Genomic DNA, 17,604 nt, shown 5'->3' on the forward strand with positions numbered 1-17,604 from the left:
TGCGTCCCTCCCTGTCCCTCCCTGCGATGTACGTATGTAGGAGCCATCACCGGAGCCGCTGATACAGCTGGGGTCTACGATCGTTCCGTGTCCCGGGAAGATCCGCATGACCTGCTGGCCATGGTCTTCGCGAGACCCCGGGAGGCCCTGGCGGCAGCCAGGGCGCTGCTGGCCGACGGGAGGGGCCCGTACGAGTCCTCGATCGCCAGGCAGGCGCTCGGGATCCTGCACCGTGAGTTCGGCGACCTCGAGGCGGCCATCGGGGAGCTGCGGCATGCCGTGCGCCTGGCGCGGCGCTCCGGCTCGGCCGACCGCGAGACCGACGTGCTGGCCACGCTGGGCATCGCGCTGCTGCAGTCAGGACGTACGCGGGCGGGCCTGTCGGCGCTCGACCAGGCCGCGACCCGGGCGGATGGCACGACGCGGGCGCGGGTGCTGTTCCGCCGCGCGGGCGCCCGGTGGATCCTGGGCCGGCACGGGCCGGCCCTCGACGACCTGCGGGACGCGGTGCCCGCCCTGCTGGCGGCGCGCGACACGGTGTGGGCGGCGCGGGCGCTGACCCTGCGCGGGCACGTCCAGCTCGCCCTGGGCGCCGTCCAGGCCGCCGACGCGGACTTCCGCACGGCGCAGGACATGCTGGGCCCCACCCGGCAGGAGCACGACTCGGCGGTGGCCGTGCAGAACCGGGGGGTGGCGGCGTTCCGCACGGGCGATCTGCCCGCGGCGCTCGCCCTGCTGGACGAGGCGGAGCGGAGCTTCCACTCACTCGGCACGCCGATGTTCGACCTGGTCGGCGACCGGTGCGCGGTCCTGCTGGCCGCCGGGCTGGCCCGGGACGCGCTGGAGCACGCGGACGGAGGGCTGCGGCTGCTGGCCCGGCTGCGCGGCCAGGCGACCCGGCGCGCCGAACTGCTGCTCATCGCCGCCCGCGCCGCCCTCCAGAGCGGCGACCCGGCCACCGCCGGCGAACGGGCGGGGGAGGCCCGGCGGCTGTTCGCCCGCCAGCACCGCGCGTGGTGGTCCGAGCACGCCCGCCTGATCGTCCTGCAAGCCGAGCACGCCACCCCGGACGTCCCGGCGCGGCGGACCGCGCTGGGCGAGGCCCGGCGGCTCGCCGCGCGGCTGGCCGGGCTGGGGTCACCGGAGGTGTGGCAGGCCCACCTGGTGGCGGGACGGATCGCCCTCGCCCTGGGCGAACCGGGCGTGGCCGAGCGGCACCTCGCCAGGGCCGCCGACGTCCGGCACAAGGGGCCCGCCACGTCCCGGGCGGGCGGCTGGCTGGCCGAGGCGCTCCGGGCGGAGGCGGCCGGGGAGCCGCGCCGCCTGCTGCACGCCTGCCGGGCCGGGCTGGCGCTCATCGAGGAGCACCGGCTCACGTTCGGCTCGTCCGAGTTGCACGCGCTGGCCACCGCGCAGGGCGCGGAGCTGGTCACGCTCGCCCAGCGGCACCTGCTGCGCGAAGGTCGGCCCCGCCGGCTCCTGGCCTGGACGGAGCGGTGGCGGGCCACCTCGCTCGCCGTGCCCGCCGTGAGCCCGCCCGAGGACGGCGAGCTCCTGGCCAGGCTCGCCGCCCTGCGGCAGGCCGAGCACCTGCTGGCCCAGGCCCGCCAGGACGGCGCCGCCTCGGCAGCGGCCCTGGAACGCGACCGCAGCCGCCTGGAATCCCGCGTACGCTCCGCCACGCTCCATGCCAAGGGGAGTTCGCGCGGCGGAGACGAGCGCCGCGACCGCGACGACGACCGGACCGGGCGGCTCCTGGATGCTCTCGGTGGAGGCCGGCTGGCCGAGCTGGTCGCCGTGGACGGCACGCTGCACGTCCTGCTCTGCGGCGGCGGGACCGTGCGCCGCCACACCGCCGGGCCCATGGACCGGGCCGTCGCGGAGGTCGAGTTCGCCCGCTCCAGGCTGCGCCGCCTCGCCTACGAACGCGACCCCGACCAGGACGAGCTCCACGACCTGGGCGCCCGGTTGGAGCGGGCGGTGCTCGGCCCGGTCGCGGGCCTGCTCGGCGAGGAGGGGCCGCTGGTCGTGGTGCCCCCCAGCACCCTGCACACCACCCCCTGGGGCCTGCTGCCGTCCCTGCGCCGCCGGCCCTTCACCGTCGCCCCCTCCGCCGGGGCGTGGCTGCGCGCCAGGTCGGCGCCGCGCCCCGACGGCGGCCGCATCGTCCTCGTCCGCGGCCCGGGCGTCGCCCACGCCGACCGCGAGGTACGCGAGATCGCCGGCCTGTACGCCCAGGCCGACGGTGACGTGCCCTGGGACGTGCCTTGGGACGTGCCCTGGGACGTGTCCCTCCTCGAGGCGGGGCGGTCCACCGCGCCCGCGGTGCTGGCGGCCATCGACGGCAGCCTGCTCGCCCACCTGGCCGCGCACGGCACGTTCAGGGCCGACAGCCCGCTGTTCTCCTCGCTCCACCTCGACGACGGCCCCCTGACCGGCTACGACCTCGAACGCCTGCGCCGCGCCCCCCACCACCTGGTCCTGTCGAGCTGCGACTCCGGCCAGATGGCGGCCGTCGGCGCCGACGAGCTGCTGGGCCTGGCCACCGCCCTGCTCCGCCTCGGCACCGCCGGGATCGTCGCCAGCGTCGTCCCCGTGAACGACGAGACCGCCGTGCCCGTCATGCTCGGCCTGCACGACGGCCTGCGCCGCGGGCTCGGCCTGGCCGAGGCGCTCTGCCGGGCCAGGGGCGACGACGTGTCGTTCATCGCCATCGGGGCAGGCTGAACGGGCCATTGATGGGAAGCGCGCGATCATGAAACAATTCCCTAACAGATGGATATCGGGGTTTGGGGGACGGTCGCCCATGATCCGCGAGCTGATCGAGCGGCCTTAGGATGCCGGACGACGAGCTGGACGAGGCGTTCGAGCTCGGCAGGACGTGCGCGCTGGCCGCCGAATGCGGCAGGGACCTGCGGCGCTGCGCCCAGCTGTACAGCGGGCTGTTCCCCGCGGCGGCCTTCGGCGCGGAGTTCTACGCCGCCCTGACCCTGTCCACGGCCTTCAGCGCACCCTGGGCCAGCGCCGAGCACCTGAAGGTGGCCAACCGGGCCGCCCTGTGGGTCCTGGCAGTGGACCGTCTCGTGGACCACACCGCCACCACCCGCGAGCAGGTCGACCGGCTGATCCGCGAATGTCTGTCGGTCGCCGACGGCGCCGTGCCCCGCTCGGCGGCGACCCGGTTCCTGGCCGACCTGCGGGACGAGCTGGGCACCGTCAAGGAGTTCGACGACCTGCGGTGGATCTGGCGCGACCAGCTCGCCGAGACGCTCATCGGCATGGGCAGGGCGTGGGTGTGGCGGGACACGCGGGCCGTCCTGACGCTGGAGCGCTTTCTCGACAACGCCGACAGCCGCGGCTCGTGCTTCGTGGACGTCTCGCACTGGATCTACACCGCCGACGACTGGGCCAGGACCCATCTGGACGACCTGCGGGCGGTCAGCAGGCAGGTCCAGCGCTACCTGCACCTGCTCGGCGACATGGCCTCCTACCGCAAGGACATGAGCTGGGGCGACCTGAACGTCCTGGCGCTCGGCGTCAGCCGCGCCGAGGTCACCGGGGCGATGGCCGCCCTGGCCCGCGAGGCCGCCGGGCTCATCGAGCCGGTTGGGGCCGGCAGCCCCCGCACCGCCGCCTACCTGCGCAGACAGATCGGGTTCAACGCAGGTTTCGTCGGTATTTCGGGCTGAGGGCCGGCCGTTAAAGTGCTTGTCGGATTACCTGACACATTGGCTTGACACCTTGACCGTCAGATCCGCGAATAAGGCCCGTCGCACGACAAACCGTGACATTTTGATTCTTGTAAAAGATTGCGGCTTGAGTGGAAAATGTGGCGTTGCTAGGGTGTCTGGATGCCAGGCATGTGGAGCGACCTTCTCAATGCACCTTGACAGGTACCACTGACCACGGCACCTCAGGGGCGGGGTTGTGCATGCGCGGGAGAGGTACAGGCGGTGCTGGATGGAATTCGGTCGCTCTGACCGTTGGCGGCTGCCGACAGCGATCAAGATCCTGATCGCGGGTGGTTTCGGTGCGGGCAAGACCACCATGGTCGGTGCCGTGTCCGAAACCCGGCCATTGCGTACGGAAGAGGCGCTCACCCAGGTAGGGACCCACGTCGACGACCTGTCGGGCGTCGAGAGGAAGCTCACCACCACCGTGGCCATGGATTTCGGCCGCATCACCATCGCCAACGACTACATGCTCTACCTGTTCGGGACGCCCGGCCAGGAGCGCTTCTGGTTCGTGTGGGACGAGCTGGCCATGGGCGCCCTCGGCGCCGTCGTGCTGGCCGACACCCGCCGCCTCGACGACTGCTTCCCGGCCGTCGACTACTTCGAGAAGCGCGAGCAGCCGTTCATCGTGGCGCTCAACTGCTTCGAGGGCTCGAGGCCGTTCACGGTCGGCGAGGTGCGCTCGGCGATCGGCCTGGAGCCGGACATCCCCATCGTGCGCTGCGACGCCCGCAAGAAGGACTCGGGCCGGGAAGTGCTCATCACGCTCGTCGAGCACGCGATGCGCATGGGGGCCTCGCCCGTCGGGACCATGTCGTGACCATGACCGGCTAACCTTTTGGCGATGGAGGAGATCGACCGCCGGATCGTCACGCTGCTCGCCCGCGACGGCCGCATGAGCTTCACCGACCTGGCCAGGGAGACCGGGCTCTCGGTCTCGGCGGTGCACCAGCGCGTACGCCGCCTGGAAAAGCGCGGGGTCGTGCGCGGATACGCGGCGATCATCGACCATGAGGCGGTCGGGCTGCCGCTGACCGCGTTCGTGTCGATCAAGCCGATCGACCCGGCCGCGCCCGACGACGCCCCCGAGCGGCTGGCCCACCTGACGGCCATCGAGGCGTGCCACAGCGTGGCGGGCGACGAGAGCTACATCCTCAAGGTCCGGGTGGGCTCGCCGACGGCGCTGGAGGACCTGCTGCAGCAGATCCGTGCCTCGGCCAACGTCTCGACCCGCACCACGGTCGTGCTGAGCACCCCGTACGAGCATCGGGCCCCCGAGGTGGCCGGCGAGCTCCCCGCCGGCCCGGACGCCTGACCACCCGCCCCGGAGCGGCCGCCGGGGTGCTCGACCACCCTTGAGCGCTCAGCCCCGGCCAGGCGGCTCGTAGCGGGCGCGCAGGCGGGCCTTGGCGCTCTCCGCCGCCCCGAGGTGCTCCAGGCCGAGCAGCCCCGCGCCCACGATCGGGGGCACGTCGGCCAGCACCGGCTTCGCCCGCGGCGTCCGTACCGCGAAGGAGGAGTCCAGCAGCGACGTCAGGAGCGGATCCCGGGCCGTCAGCAGGCCCCCGCCCAGCACCACCTCGGTCGGCGTCTCCAGCAGGCCGAGGCGGCGCAGGCACACCTCCGCCATCACCGTCACCTCCTCCGCCTGCCGCTCCACCAGCGACCTGGCCACCGCGTCCCCGTCCCCGGCCGCCGCGAGCACGCCCGGCGACAGCTCGTGCAGGCGTTCCTCGCTCAGCCGGCCGAAGTGCACCTCCAGCACGAGCTCCTCGACCGTCGCCGTGCCGAAGTAGGACGTGATCAGCCCGGTCAGCGCGGTCGGCACGCCGCGCCCGTCCTCGGCGCGCACCGCGTGCCACAGCGCCTCCTCCGCCAGGCCCTGGCCGCCGCCCCAGTCGCCGCTGATCCGCCCGAGAGCGGGGAAGCGGGCCACCGCGCCCGCGGGGGAGACGCCGACCGCGTTGATGCCGGCCCCGCACACCACCGCCACCCCCCACGCGGCCGACGCCCCGGCCCGCAGGAGCGCGAACGTGTCGTTGCGCACCACCACGTCCGGGCCGAACCCCCTGGCCGCGAACTCCCGTGCCAGCGCCTCCTCCTCGATCGGCAGGTCCGCCCCCGCCAGGCAGGCCGACACGTGGTCGAACCCACCCTCAGGCCCGCCCTCAGGCCCTGCCTCCGGCCCCAGGGCGGCGAGCGCGTCCCGGACCACGCCCACCGCCGCCGCCACCCCGTCGCGCTGCGGCGCGAACGGCCCCGAGCGGCCCGTGGCGAGCACCTCGCCGTGCTCAGAGATCACCGACACGTCGGTCTTGCTGTTGCCGCCGTCCACCGCCAGCACGAGCCGCGGGCGCCCCACTAGCCCACCGCCCACGGCAGATGCGCGCGGTTCGCCTCGAGGAGCAGGCCCGTCAGCTCCTCGGCGATCTCGTCCTGCCCGACCAGCGGATGGGCGAGCAGGGCGTCCCGCACCCGGTCCGCGCCGCCGTGCAGCGCCGCGTCCAGGGCCAGGCGCTCGTACGCGGACACGTGCGCGATCAGCCCGGCGTACAGCGGCTCGACCGGCGGCACCGGCAGCGGCACCGCGCCCCGGGCCCCGACGGCCGCGGGCACCTCGATCACCGCCGCGTCGTCGAGGAACGGCAGCGTGCCGCCGTTGCGCACGTTCACCACCTGAGTGTCCCCCCGGTCCCCGAGCAGCGACGCGATCAGCGCCACCGCCGCCTCCGAGTAGAACGCCCCGCCGCGCTCCGACAGCAGCTCCGGCTTGGTCACCACGGCCGGGTCGGCGTACATCTCCAGCAGCCGCCGCTCCAGCGCCGCCACCTCGGCCGCCCGCGACGGCTTGGCGCGCTGCTCGCGCACCACGGCGTCGTGCGCGTAGAAGTAGCGCAGGTAGTAGGAGGGGACCGAGCGCAGCCGCTCCAGCAGCTCCGGCCGCAGTCCGAGGCTGTCGGCGATCTCCTGCCCGTGCGAGTGCAGGATGGCCGGCAGGACGTCCTCGCCGTCCAGGTGGACGGACCGCTCCCAGGTCAGGTGGTTCAGCCCGACGTGGCCGAGCGAGACCCGCGAGGGCTCCACCCCCAGCCACCCGGCGAAGCTGCGCTGGAAGCCGATCGCCACGTTGCACAGCCCGATCGCCCGGTGCCCGGCGTCCAGGAGGGCCCGGGTGACGATGCCGACGGGGTTCGTGAAGTCCACGATCCACGCCTGCGGCGCCAGCGCGCGTACCACCGAGGCGATCTCCAGCACGACCGGCACCGTGCGCAGCGCCTTGGCCAGCCCGCCCGCGCCCGTCGTCTCCTGCCCCACGCACCCGCAGCGCGGCGGCAGCGTCTCGTCCACCTCCCGAGCCGCCTGCCCGCCCACCCTGAGCTGGAACAGCACCACCTGCGCCCCCGCGACCCCCTCCTCCACCGAGGAGGTGGCCAGCACGCGCGCCGGGTGCCCCGCGTGCGCCAGCATCCGCCGCGACACGCCCGCCACCAGCTCCAGGCGCGCGGCGTCGGGATCTATCAGGGCGATCTCCGTCACCGGCAGCTCGTCGCGCAACCGCGCGAAGCCGTCGACCAGCTCAGGCGTATATGTCGAGCCGCCCCCGACCACGGCCAGTTTCAACCCTTCACTCCCGTCAAAGTCACGCCCTCGATGAACACTCGCTGGGCGAAGAAGAACACGATGATCACCGGTGCGGTCACCAGCAGCGTGGCGGCCATGGTGAGGTTCCACTGCACGCTGTGGAACGCCTTGAACGTGGCCAGGCCGAGCGACAGCGTCAGGTGGTCCTGTTCGACGCCGGCGTACAGCAGCGGCCCGTAGTAGTCGTTCCAGCAGTAGAAGAACTGGAACAGGGCGACCGCCGCGATGGCCGGGCGGGCCATCGGCAGGACCACCCTGACGAGGGTCGTGAAGTCGGAGCAGCCGTCCACCTTGGCCGCGTCGGTGTAGTCGCGCGGGATCGTGACCAGGAACTGCCGCAGCAGGAAGATCGAGAACGCGTCCCCGAGCAGCATCGGCAGGATCAGCGGCCACAGGCTGTCCGTCAGCCCCAGCCGCGCCCACACCAGGTAGATCGGCACCGCGATGACCTGCGGCGGCAGCATCATCGCGGTGATCACCAGCAGGAACGCCAGCCGCCGCCCGCGAAAGCGGAACTTGGCCAGCGCGTACGCCACCGGCACCGACGACACCACCGTGAACACCGTCCCGAGCACCGCGTACATGAGCGTGTTGGCCGCCCACCGCAGCAGCATCGACTTCTCGAACACCACGGCGAAGTTGTCCCAGTTCCAGCTGTGCGGCCACAGGTCGCTGGTCAGCGCCTGCTGGTCGGTCATCAGCGCGGTCAGCGCGATGAACACCACCGGCGCCAGGAACATCAGCGCCAGCGCGACGGCCAGCGCGTGCGTGGCGATCCACACCAGCACCCGCCGCCTGCGGGCCCGGACGCCGTCCCGCCGGGCGTGCGCGGCCACCGGACGGGGCGGCGCGGTGCCCGGGTCGACGATCGTGGCACTCATGACGCCTCCTCGGCCTTGCGGAACTGCCGCAGCAGGATCAGCGTGAAGATCATCGAGGTGGCGAAGAGGAGCAGCGCGAGCACGCACGCGTACCCCATGGAGTAGTCGCGGAAGCCGACCTGGAACAGCCACTGCGGCAGCGTCAGCAGCGACTCGTCCGGATAGCCGGGCGAGAACGAGCTGCCCGGCGAGTCCGTCTCGCCCGAGGCCACCCGGGAGGCGATCATCGCCTGCGTGAAGTACTGCAGGGCGTAGATGACGTTCGTGACCAGGGAGAACATCAGCACGGGCGCGATCGCGGGCAGCGTCACGCTGCGGAACTGCCGCCACGCTCCCGCCCCGTCGATGGCCGCGGCCTCGTACAGGTGCCTGGGCACGTCCAGCAGCGCCGCCATGAAGATCACGACGAGCTGGCCGCAGCTCCACAGCGACAGCAGCGTCAGGCTCGGCTTCGACCAGGCCGGATCGCCGAACCAGTCGGGCCCCCGGACCCCGAACAGGGCCAGGAACTGGTTCCACGGCCCGGTCGCCGGGTTCATCAGGAAGACGAACGTGATCGTGCCGGCCGCCAGCGGCACCAGCGACGGCAGGTAGAAGATCGTGCGGAACAGCCCGACGCCGGCCTTGAGCCGCACCACGAGCTGCGCCAGCGCCAGCGAGCACAGCACGGTCGCCGGCACCATGATGAGCACCAGCCACAGCGTGTTCTTCGCCGAGGTCAGCACCCGGGGGTCCTCGAACAGGTAGCGGTAGTTGTCCAGGCCGGCGAACTCGAGGGTGTACATGTCGTAGCGGTGGAAGGAGAAGTACACCGTGGACAGCAGCGGGTAGACGAAGAAGATCGACACCCCGGCGAGCCACGGCGACAGCCACACGAGGGCCCGCAGGCCCTCGCGGCGCCGCCACACGTCAGCGAGCGCGGCCACCTCAGCCCCCGGACAGCTTCAGCTTGTCGTCGATCTGCTTGTCCACGCCTTTCAGCCCGGCGTCCAGATCGGGTACGCCGCCCTTCTCCCACTTGGTCACGAACGTGCTCATGACCTCCTGGTTGAAGACGCTGTTCACGCCGGCGGGGATGGTCGAGGTCTTCGGGTGGGCGAAGATGTTCAGGAACGTCGTGAAATTGGCGTCCTTGGCCAGCTCGGGTGACTCCATCGACGCCTTCGTCGTCGGCACGTTGCGCAGCGCGTTCGACAGCGTCACCAGCGAGGCGGTGTCCGTGGTGAGGTGCTTGACCAGCTCCCACGCCTGCTGCGGATGCTTGGCCCCCTTCGGCACGCCGATCACGGTGCCCGCGGTGAAGCCGCTGCCGTACAGGTCGGGCCGGTCGTCGGCGACGGGCAGGGGAGCGGTGCCGTAGTCGAGGTCCTTCGCCTCGTTGGCGATCATGGCGTTACGCCACTCGCCGTCCAGGACCATGGCCACCTTGCCCTGGTAGAACGGGTGCTTGGCGCTCCACTCGTCGCCCAGGCTCTTGCGGAACTTCTCCAGGTTGGCGTAGCCGTACCAGTCGACGAGCTCCTTCTGCCAGGTCAGCAGCCGCTTCCAGGCCGGGTCGGAGCCGATGGCCGAGGTGCCGTCGTCGTTGTACCACTTGGCGCCCACCATGGGGGCCAGGTGGGTGGGGCTGTTCTCGTAGTACTGGGCGCTCGGGATGAACCCGGCCACCTTGATCGTGCCGTCGGCGTCGCGCACGGTCAGCTTCTTGGCCAGCGCGGTCAGCTCGCTCAAGGTCTTGGGCGGCTGATTGCCCTTCATCAGCTTCTTGTTGAAGTAGAGCCCGTACGCGTCCGCCAGCAGCGGCAGCGTGCACTGCTTGCCCTCGAAGCCCGAGTACGAGCGCGCCACCTCGGGCAGCACCGACAGGTCGATCCCGTCCTGCTTGATCACCGGGGTGAGATCCTGGAACGCTCCCGACTTACACCATTGGGCCACGCTGTCGGTGGTGAACGAGGCCGCCACGTCGGGCGCGTTCCCGCCCCGGATGGCCTGGGTGATCTGGTCGTCCTGCACGTTCTTGACGGCCTTGACGGTGATCTGCGGGAATTTCTTATTGAAGCCCGCGATGGCCTCCTCGAACGCCTTGACCTCGGCGTCCGTGTTGAACCCGTGCCACAGCTCCAGCGTGGCCGCCGGGAGCGCCTGCGAGGCCGAGCCCGAAGGTTTGGGCTGGGCGCCGAGCGACGGCCCTGCCTGTTTGTTCGCGGTGCACCCGCTCAGAGTGCAGGCGGTCAGCGCGAGAGCCGCGGCGACCGACAGAGGGACGAAGCGCACGGGGGGTGCCTCCTGCCGTGGTGGATCATGTCGGAACGGTTGAGCTGAAAACCTCTTCGCGTACGGTGGCAAGAGCCAGATCGAGGGCGCCGGCGAGGACGGGGTTGCCCTCGACGCTCGACAGCCGGACCCGGGGCTGCGGGATGGTGAGCGCGTGCAGCTCGTGTTCGACCAGCTCGCGCAGGGTCTCGCCGCCCGACAGCACGACGCCGCCGGTCAGCACGATCAGCCCGGGGTCCACGACGGACGTGATCGCGGCCAGGCCCACGGCCAGCCGGGCGGCGATGTCGCGCAGCCCCGCCCTGGCGTCGTCGGCCTTCTGGCCCTTCCCCTCGGTCGCCCGCACGGCGTTGGCGACCGCGTGCGGGAAGTCGCCGCCGCGCACGCCGTACGAGCGCAGCAACTTCAGCACCGCTGGGCCGCCGGTGAGCGCCTGGTAGCCGTGGTTGGCGTAGCGCCCCGCCTCGCGGGCCGTCGGCGCGCCCGGGGTCGGCATGTAGCCCACCTCGCCCGCGCCGCCCGTGGCGCCCCGGTGTATCCGGCCGCCCAGCACGATGGCCGAGCCGATGCCCTCGTCGGCCCACAACAGCACGAAGTCCTGATGGCCCTGGGCCGCCCCGTGCGCCTGCTCGGCCACCGCGACCAGGTTGACGTTGTTCTCCACGTCCACCGGCACGCCCAGGCCCGCGCTGAGGGTCGGCACCAGGTCGGGGAGCTGCCAGCCGGGCACGTCCTTGGCGGCCGCGTACCCCAGCCTGCCCGTGGACGGGTCGATCGCGGCCTGCACGCCGATCACGACCCGGCGCAGCTTGTCCGGCGGGCTCGCGCCCTCCAGGGCCGCGTTCAGGCGGTCCACCAGCTCGCCGGGGGGCCGACGCGGGGTCGGGAGCGTGTGCTCGCCGACGATCGTGCCGGTGATGTCGGCCACCTTGGCCTCGATCCGGTCGGGCGTGACGTCCAGCGCGGCCACGTACGCCGCCGCCGGGTTGATCCGGTAGACCTCCGCCGTACGCCCCGGCAGGCCCTCCCTGATGCCGTCGAGCACCACCAGCCCGGCCTCCTGCAGCCGGGCGAGGAGCTGGGACGCCGTCGGCTTGGACAGCCCGGTGAGGGTGCCGATCTCGGGGCGGGTCAGCGGACCGCGTTCGAGGAGTGCCTGCAGGGCGGCGCGATCATTGATGGCACGTAGCAGACTGGGGGTCCCCGGTACCGGACCGCTCACGGATGGACTCCTTGCGAGTTAGGAAACTTTCCTAACTCGGAACATAGGGAGTCCGGCCCCGTGGGTCAAGAGCCGGATGCAGGTGAAACCAAGCCGTAACAAGGAAAGAGATCGGAGAGAGAAAGCAAGTGGGAGTGCCTCAACAGGCGTGCTAATGTCGTCGTTTGTCGTAACAACAAGCAGAATGGCCCGGAGTGTCTCATTAACCACAATAACGGTCAGGCGGCAACTCGTCAAACAGAGCTCGCCAGGGAGCAGGCGTACGTCACCCGACTCTACGACCGCCTCGACGAGCTGCGCGAGCGTACCCAGCGGCAGCTCAAGGAGGTGCTGGCCACGGGTGCCGTCGGCACGATGCAGAACAGGTCGGAGCGCGACACGTTCGCCGAGATGTACGCCTCCAGGCTCGCCCGGCTCTGGGCGGTCGAGCGCGGCCTGATTTTCGGTCGCCTCGATCATGTCGACGAGGGCCGGCTGTACATCGGCAAGCTCGGCATGACCGACGACGAGCAGCTGCGCCTGCTCATCGACTGGCGCGCGCCGGTCGCGCAGCCGTTCTACCGTGCCACCCCGGCCGCTCCGATGGGCCTGACCAGGCGGCGCCACCTGCAGACCAAGGGCCGCGCCGTGATCGGCGTCGACGACGACCTGCTCGACCTCGACTCGCTCACCGACGACGACCGCGCCACGCTCAACGGCGAGGCGGCCCTGCTGGCCGCGCTCGACGAGCGGCGCACCGGCCGCATGCGCGACATCGTGGCGACCATCCAGGGCGAGCAGGACCGCGTCATCCGCAGCGACCTGAACGGCGTGCTGGTCGTCCAGGGCGGGCCCGGCACCGGCAAGACGGTCGTCGCGCTGCACCGCGCCGCGTACCTGCTCTACACCCACCGCGAACGGCTCGAGCGGCGCGGCGTGCTCATCCTCGGGCCCAACCTCACCTTCCTGCGCTACATCGAGCAGGTGCTGCCCTCGCTCGGCGAGACCGACGTGCTGCTGTCCACGGTCGGGGAGCTGTACCCGGGCGTGACCGCCACCGCCAGGGAGCGGCCCGAGGTGGCCGCGCTCAAGGGCGACGCGCGCATGGCCGAGGTGATCGCCAAGGCCGTACGCGACCGGCAGCGGGTGCCGCGCAAGCCCGTCGAGCTCACCATCGGGCGCATCACGCTCACCATCGACCGTTCCATGCTCGACGGCGCGCGCAACAAGGCCACCCGCTCGCGCCGGCCGCACAACCAGGCGCGCGCCGTGTTCGTCCGGTCGCTGCTGAACGCCCTGGCCAGGCAGCAGGCCCGCAAGATCGGCAAGGGGCTCATCGACGACGACGAGCTGGCCGACCTGCGTGAGGAGCTGCGTACCGAGCCGGTGGTCAAGTCCGCGCTCAACCGGCTGTGGCCGTACCTGACGCCGCAGCGGCTGCTGCTCGGCCTGTACGGCTCCCCGGAGCGCCTCGGCTACGCCGCCTCCGAGCTGAGCCCGCAGGAACGCGCCCTGCTGCGGCGCGACGGCGGGGAGTGGACCGAGTCGGACGTGCCGCTGCTGGACGAGGCCGCCGAGCTGCTCGGCGAGATCGACGAGCAGGTGCTGCGGGCCAGCGCGATGCAGGCCGAGGAGGAGCTGGCCGCCGCCAGGCAGGCCGAGGAGAGCGAGCGCGAGGCCGAGCTCGCCTACGCGCGCGAGGTCCTGGAGCTGACCGGGCTGTCCGACGTCATGGAGGCCGAGCGCCTGGCCGAGCGCCAGCGCGGCCAGGGCCCCTACCTCACCACCGCCGAGCGTGCGGCGGCCGACCGCACCTGGGCCTACGGGCACGTGATCGTGGACGAGGCGCAGGAGCTGTCGCACATGGCGTGGCGGGCGGTCATGCGGCGGTGCCCGACGCGGTCGATGACGATCGTCGGGGACATCGCGCAGACCGGGTCGGCGGCCGGGGCGCGGTCGTGGGAGGAGGTCCTCGACCCGTACGTGGCCGGGCGGTGGCGCCAGGAGAGGCTCACCGTCAACTACCGCACGCCGGTGGAGCTGATGGCGGTGGCCGCCCGGGTGCTGGCCACCATCGACCCCGCCCTGCAGGCGCCCACGTCCGTGCGCGAGCTCGGCGTGGAGCCGTGGTCGGCGCCGCTGCCGGCGCTGGCGGAGCTGGTCAAGGCCGAGGTGGGGGAGGGCGGCAAGGTCGCCGTGGTGGTGCCGGACGCGCTGCTGGAGTCGCTGGGGGCGGAGGTGGCCGCCACGGTGACGGGCGCGGTGGTGGTGACGCCCGGCCCGGGCCGCGCCGGGGACCCGGGATCCGGGGCGGGACGCGCGGCGGCGCGGTCCGGCACGGAGCCGGCCGGGGCGGTGGCGACGGGCGTGGGGCGGGCCGGGGCGGCGGCCCTCGACGCGCCGGTGGCCGTGATGGGGGTGGCGGACGCGAAGGGGCTGGAGTTCGACTCGGTGATCGTGGCCGAGCCCGACCTCATCGCCGCCCAGTCGCCACGGGGTCCGAGCGACCTGTATGTTGCTCTCACCCGCGCCACGCAAAGGCTCGGAGTGGTGCACGAGCGGCCGCTGTCGCAGGCTCTGAGGGGCTTGCCGAGCCGCTCCCAGGCGTCCGCCAATGACCTTTGACCGGCTTGCGCCCCCATGTCCTACCTGCGAAAACTTGATGTTTCTGCTGATCGGGACACGGTTGACATCTGAGGTGGAGTCGGTAGTTTGCTGCGCAGTCCAGCACGGGACTTGGCCGGTTGGCCGTCTCTGACATCGTCGGATCCTGCGTCCGTGACGGAGTGTGACTCCGTCCACACAGCCAGGTGCAGGGCCGTCGGTCCGTCGAGTCGGGGCACCCCAACCGGGCGGGGGGTTGGACCCGGGACGGGTCCGGGAGCCCAGTAGACAACGGAATTCCGAGCTCGCCGCCGACGAGACGGGTCCGGTCCGAAGGGTTTCCGGGCCCTCTTCCCGCTCTCGTGCGCAGGACCGACATGTGCGCCGGGTGGTCCCGTAGGTCGCGGGATCACCCTGCCGCCTCCCGGCGTGAAACGCCGATTCTTTCGATCTTCCGGTGCTGCGCTGGCTTCGACCGCCCCTGTGGGGCGGTAGCGTTTTCGCAAGCAGGCGTGCGATTCGGCGGAGGAGACCCCGGAGTGGTTCAGGAGAGAACGAGCCTACCGCCCACCCCCGGGCGTGAGCCGGCTCGCGCCGACGCCCCGGACGCGGCCCTCGTGGACGCAGCTCTCACGGACGCAGCTCTCACGGGCGCGGCGCCTGCGGCCGGACCCGAGCCCACGCCGCCGCCCACCGCCGCCCCTGCCCGCGAAGGCTCGCCCGAAGAGGCGCCTTCGCCTGACACCGCATCACCCACCGCCTCCGCTCCCGACCCCGCTACGCCATCCGACGTCGACGCCGCGCCTGCGCTCGACGCTGCAACCACGTCGGAAGGGGCGTCCGGGTCCGACGCGACGCCTGTGTCCGAGCACGCGCCTGAGGGGGCGTCGCCCGCCGCCGCTGGCCCTGTGTCGCCATCCGTGCCCGCCGCTGAGCCTGACGCCGCACCCGCGTCCAAGGAGCCGGCTGCGTCCGAGACGGTGAGTCCGGGAAGTCGGGAGCCTGGGCGGGTGCTGCTGGCCCGCGTCGTGGCGGGTGTGGTCGGCGGGGTGGCGTTGTACACCGCGTTCCCGTCGCTCAACTGGTGGCCCGCCGCCCCGATCGGCGTCGGGCTGATCGTCGCGTCCCTCTACGGCACCCGGCCCAGGAGGGCCGCCTGGCTCGGCTTCGTGATCGCCCTGGTGTTCCTGCTGCCCACCCTCGCCTGGGTGCGGCCCATCGGCGACGACGTCTGGCTGATGCTGGTCGCCACGGAGAGCGTGTTCTACGCCGTCATGGCCGCCCTGGCCGCGCTGGTGTTCAGGCTGCGCGCGTGGCCGCTGTGGTTCGGCGGGCTGTGGGTGGCCATGGAGTGGGCCCGCAGCCAGGTGCCCATCGGCGGGTTCCCGTGGGCGCGGCTGGCGTTCAGTCAGAGCGAGTCCCTGTTCACGCAGTACGCCGCGCTGGGCGGCGCGCCCCTGGTGTCGTTCGCCGTGGCCTTGTGCGGCGCCCTGCTGGCCTACGCCGTCCTGGTCCGGCCCAAGGTCGAGGGTGGGTGGCGCAGGGCCGTGCCGGCGATCCTGGCGCTGGCCGTGCCGGTGCTGACGCTGGCGCTCCCCAGGCCGGGCGACGAGGGGCGGACGGTCAACGTCGGCATCGTCCAGGGGAACGTCCCGGGAAGGGGCATGGGCTTCCTGGGGGACGAACCCGCCGTTGTCCTGAAAAATCATGTCAACGAGACGAAACGCCTGGCCCAGGCCGTACGCGAAGGAAAACTCCCCAAACCCGACGCGGTCGTCCTCCCCGAGAACTCCACCGACATCGACCCCTACCAGGACCCGTACGCCCGCGAGATCATCCAGGACTCCGTCCGCGACGTCGGCGTCCCGACGCTGATCGGAGCGGTGGTCGCGATCGGCGAGGATTCCCGCGCCACCCGCAGCCTCGTCTGGGACCCGGTGACCGGCCCCGGCGCCTATTACGACAAGCAGCATCTGGTCCCGTTCGGGGAGTACACGCCGTTCAAGGACCTCGTCCTGGCCCTGTGGGAGCGGGCGAGCCTGGTCGGACGGCAGTCGGTCCCGGGGGACAAGCCGGGCGACCTGAAGCTGGGCCCGATCACGATCGGCGCGGTCAACTGCTACGAGGTGGCCTACGACGACACCGTGCGCGGCACCGTGCGCGCCGGGGGCACGGTCCTGGCGATGCAGGCCAACAACGCCACGTACGCGCTGTCGAATCTGCCGACGCAGCAGCTGGCCATGTACAAGCTGCGCGCCGTCGAGCACAACCGGGCGGTCGTGGCCGCCGCCACCACGGGGATCTCCGCCTACATCCGACCTGACGGTAAGGTCTCCTGGCAGACCCGCGAACTGGTCGCGGACATGAACGTGGTCAAGGTGCCCGTACGCACCCAGGAAACGATCGCCACCACGGTGGGCGCGGTTCCTGAGTGGGCATTGATGGTGATGGGAGCGGCGGCGGCAGGAGTCGCCGCGTGGCGGGGCAGGCGGCGAGGCGATCGGATGAGGAACGACTGATGATGGAGACTCTCGGCCGGGTGCTCGTCGTCGTACCGACCTACAACGAGCGCGACAACCTGCCCATGATCGTGGAGCGGATCCGGGCGGCGCTGCCGGAGGTCCACGTGCTCGTGGCCGACGACAACAGCCCCGACGGCACCGGCGAGGTGGCCGACGGGCTGGCCGACGGCGACGACCACGTCCACGTCCTGCACCGGGAGACCAAGCAGGGCCTCGGCGCGGCGTACATCGCCGGGTTCCGCTGGGGGCTGCGGGAGGGCTACGACGTCCTGGTCGAGATGGACGCCGACGGCTCCCACCAGCCCGAGGAGCTGCCCAAGCTGCTCGAGGCGCTGGCCGACGGCGCCGACCTGGCGATCGGGTCGCGTTACGTGCCCGGCGGCAAGGTCGTCAACTGGCCGCACCGGCGCGAGCTGCTGTCCAAGGGCGCCAACCTCTACACCCGGGTGATGCTCGGCCTGCCCGTGCGTGACGCGACCGCCGGGTTCCGCGCCTACCGCGCCGCCACCCTGGAGAAGGTGGGCCTTTCCGGCGTGGAGTCGCAGGGCTACTGCTTCCAGGTCGACCTCACGCTGCGCACGTCCAGGAACGGGCTACGGGTGGTGGAGGTGCCCATCACGTTCGTGGAGCGTACGGTGGGCAAGAGCAAGATGAGCGGCAAGGTCATGTCCGAGGCGCTGTGGCGCATCGGCCTGTGGGGGGTCACGGGTCTGCCCAAGCGGCTGCGCGGCGGCCCCCACTAGCGG

At 72.1% G+C, this 17,604-nt stretch carries 13 protein-coding genes; 7 read left to right on the forward strand and 6 right to left on the reverse strand.

Going from position 1 to position 17,604, the window contains the following annotated elements; all coding sequences use genetic code 11:
- Positions 1 to 87: 87 nt before the first annotated feature.
- The 4 genes from ACWDRB_RS22890 (at position 88) to ACWDRB_RS22905 (ending at position 5,049) form a co-directional block, all read left to right on the forward strand.
- Entirely contained in the window at positions 88 to 2,727 is a 2,640-nt protein-coding gene (locus tag ACWDRB_RS22890) for a CHAT domain-containing protein (RefSeq protein ID WP_449896624.1), read from the forward strand.
- Between the two features lie 110 nt (positions 2,728 to 2,837).
- Positions 2,838 to 3,689 carry a terpene synthase family protein gene (locus ACWDRB_RS22895; RefSeq protein ID WP_449896626.1) on the forward strand — a complete coding sequence of 284 codons (852 nt, stop codon included), beginning with the start codon at positions 2,838 to 2,840 and terminating at the stop codon, positions 3,687 to 3,689.
- Positions 3,690 to 3,960: 271 nt separating this feature from the next.
- Positions 3,961 to 4,554, forward strand: coding sequence for a GTP-binding protein (locus ACWDRB_RS22900; protein WP_350734616.1), 594 nt, complete (start codon positions 3,961 to 3,963; stop codon positions 4,552 to 4,554).
- A gap of 24 nt (positions 4,555 to 4,578) precedes the next feature.
- On the forward strand, positions 4,579 to 5,049 hold the full coding sequence (locus tag ACWDRB_RS22905) for an Lrp/AsnC family transcriptional regulator (protein ID WP_350734614.1): 471 nt from the start codon (positions 4,579 to 4,581) through the stop codon (positions 5,047 to 5,049).
- Between the two features lie 48 nt (positions 5,050 to 5,097).
- Here the strand turns inward: ACWDRB_RS22905 and ACWDRB_RS22910 are convergent, their stop codons facing one another.
- Genes ACWDRB_RS22910 through ACWDRB_RS22935 form a run of 6 tightly spaced genes read right to left on the reverse strand, consistent with a single transcriptional unit; the run spans position 5,098 to position 11,753 of the window.
- Positions 5,098 to 6,096 (reverse strand): N-acetylglucosamine kinase, encoded by a 999-nt coding sequence (locus ACWDRB_RS22910; RefSeq protein ID WP_449896628.1) that lies wholly within the window; start codon positions 6,094 to 6,096, stop codon positions 5,098 to 5,100.
- Positions 6,096 to 7,355 (reverse strand): 6-phospho-beta-glucosidase, encoded by a 1,260-nt coding sequence (locus ACWDRB_RS22915; RefSeq protein WP_449896630.1) that lies wholly within the window; start codon positions 7,353 to 7,355, stop codon positions 6,096 to 6,098. The genes ACWDRB_RS22910 and ACWDRB_RS22915 overlap by 1 nt, the downstream gene beginning before the upstream one ends.
- Entirely contained in the window at positions 7,352 to 8,257 is a 906-nt protein-coding gene (locus ACWDRB_RS22920) for a carbohydrate ABC transporter permease (protein WP_397368439.1), read from the reverse strand. Before ACWDRB_RS22920 ends, ACWDRB_RS22915 begins: the two co-directional genes overlap by 4 nt.
- Positions 8,254 to 9,183 carry a carbohydrate ABC transporter permease gene (locus ACWDRB_RS22925; protein WP_449896633.1) on the reverse strand — a complete coding sequence of 310 codons (930 nt, stop codon included), beginning with the start codon at positions 9,181 to 9,183 and terminating at the stop codon, positions 8,254 to 8,256. The genes ACWDRB_RS22920 and ACWDRB_RS22925 overlap by 4 nt, the downstream gene beginning before the upstream one ends.
- A gap of 1 nt (position 9,184) precedes the next feature.
- Entirely contained in the window at positions 9,185 to 10,531 is a 1,347-nt protein-coding gene (locus ACWDRB_RS22930) for an ABC transporter substrate-binding protein (RefSeq protein ID WP_449896635.1), read from the reverse strand.
- Between the two features lie 25 nt (positions 10,532 to 10,556).
- Positions 10,557 to 11,753: an ROK family transcriptional regulator gene (locus ACWDRB_RS22935; RefSeq protein ID WP_449896637.1), complete on the reverse strand. Its 1,197-nt coding sequence runs from the start codon at positions 11,751 to 11,753 to the stop codon at positions 10,557 to 10,559.
- A gap of 327 nt (positions 11,754 to 12,080) precedes the next feature.
- Here ACWDRB_RS22935 and ACWDRB_RS22940 point away from each other — a divergent pair, with 327 nt between their 5' ends.
- From ACWDRB_RS22940 to ACWDRB_RS22950, 3 genes are all read left to right on the forward strand, one after another.
- Entirely contained in the window at positions 12,081 to 14,357 is a 2,277-nt protein-coding gene (locus ACWDRB_RS22940) for a HelD family protein (protein ID WP_449896639.1), read from the forward strand.
- 989 nt (positions 14,358 to 15,346) lie between these two features.
- The gene (lnt, locus tag ACWDRB_RS22945) at positions 15,347 to 16,855 is read left to right on the forward strand and encodes an apolipoprotein N-acyltransferase (RefSeq protein ID WP_449896641.1); all 1,509 of its coding nucleotides are present in this window, start codon (positions 15,347 to 15,349) and stop codon (positions 16,853 to 16,855) included.
- The gene (locus ACWDRB_RS22950) at positions 16,855 to 17,601 is read left to right on the forward strand and encodes a polyprenol monophosphomannose synthase (protein ID WP_363968680.1); all 747 of its coding nucleotides are present in this window, start codon (positions 16,855 to 16,857) and stop codon (positions 17,599 to 17,601) included. Before lnt ends, ACWDRB_RS22950 begins: the two co-directional genes overlap by 1 nt.
- The last annotated feature ends 3 nt before the right edge of the window (positions 17,602 to 17,604 follow it).

The organism is Nonomuraea sp. NPDC003707 (assembly GCF_053587055.1).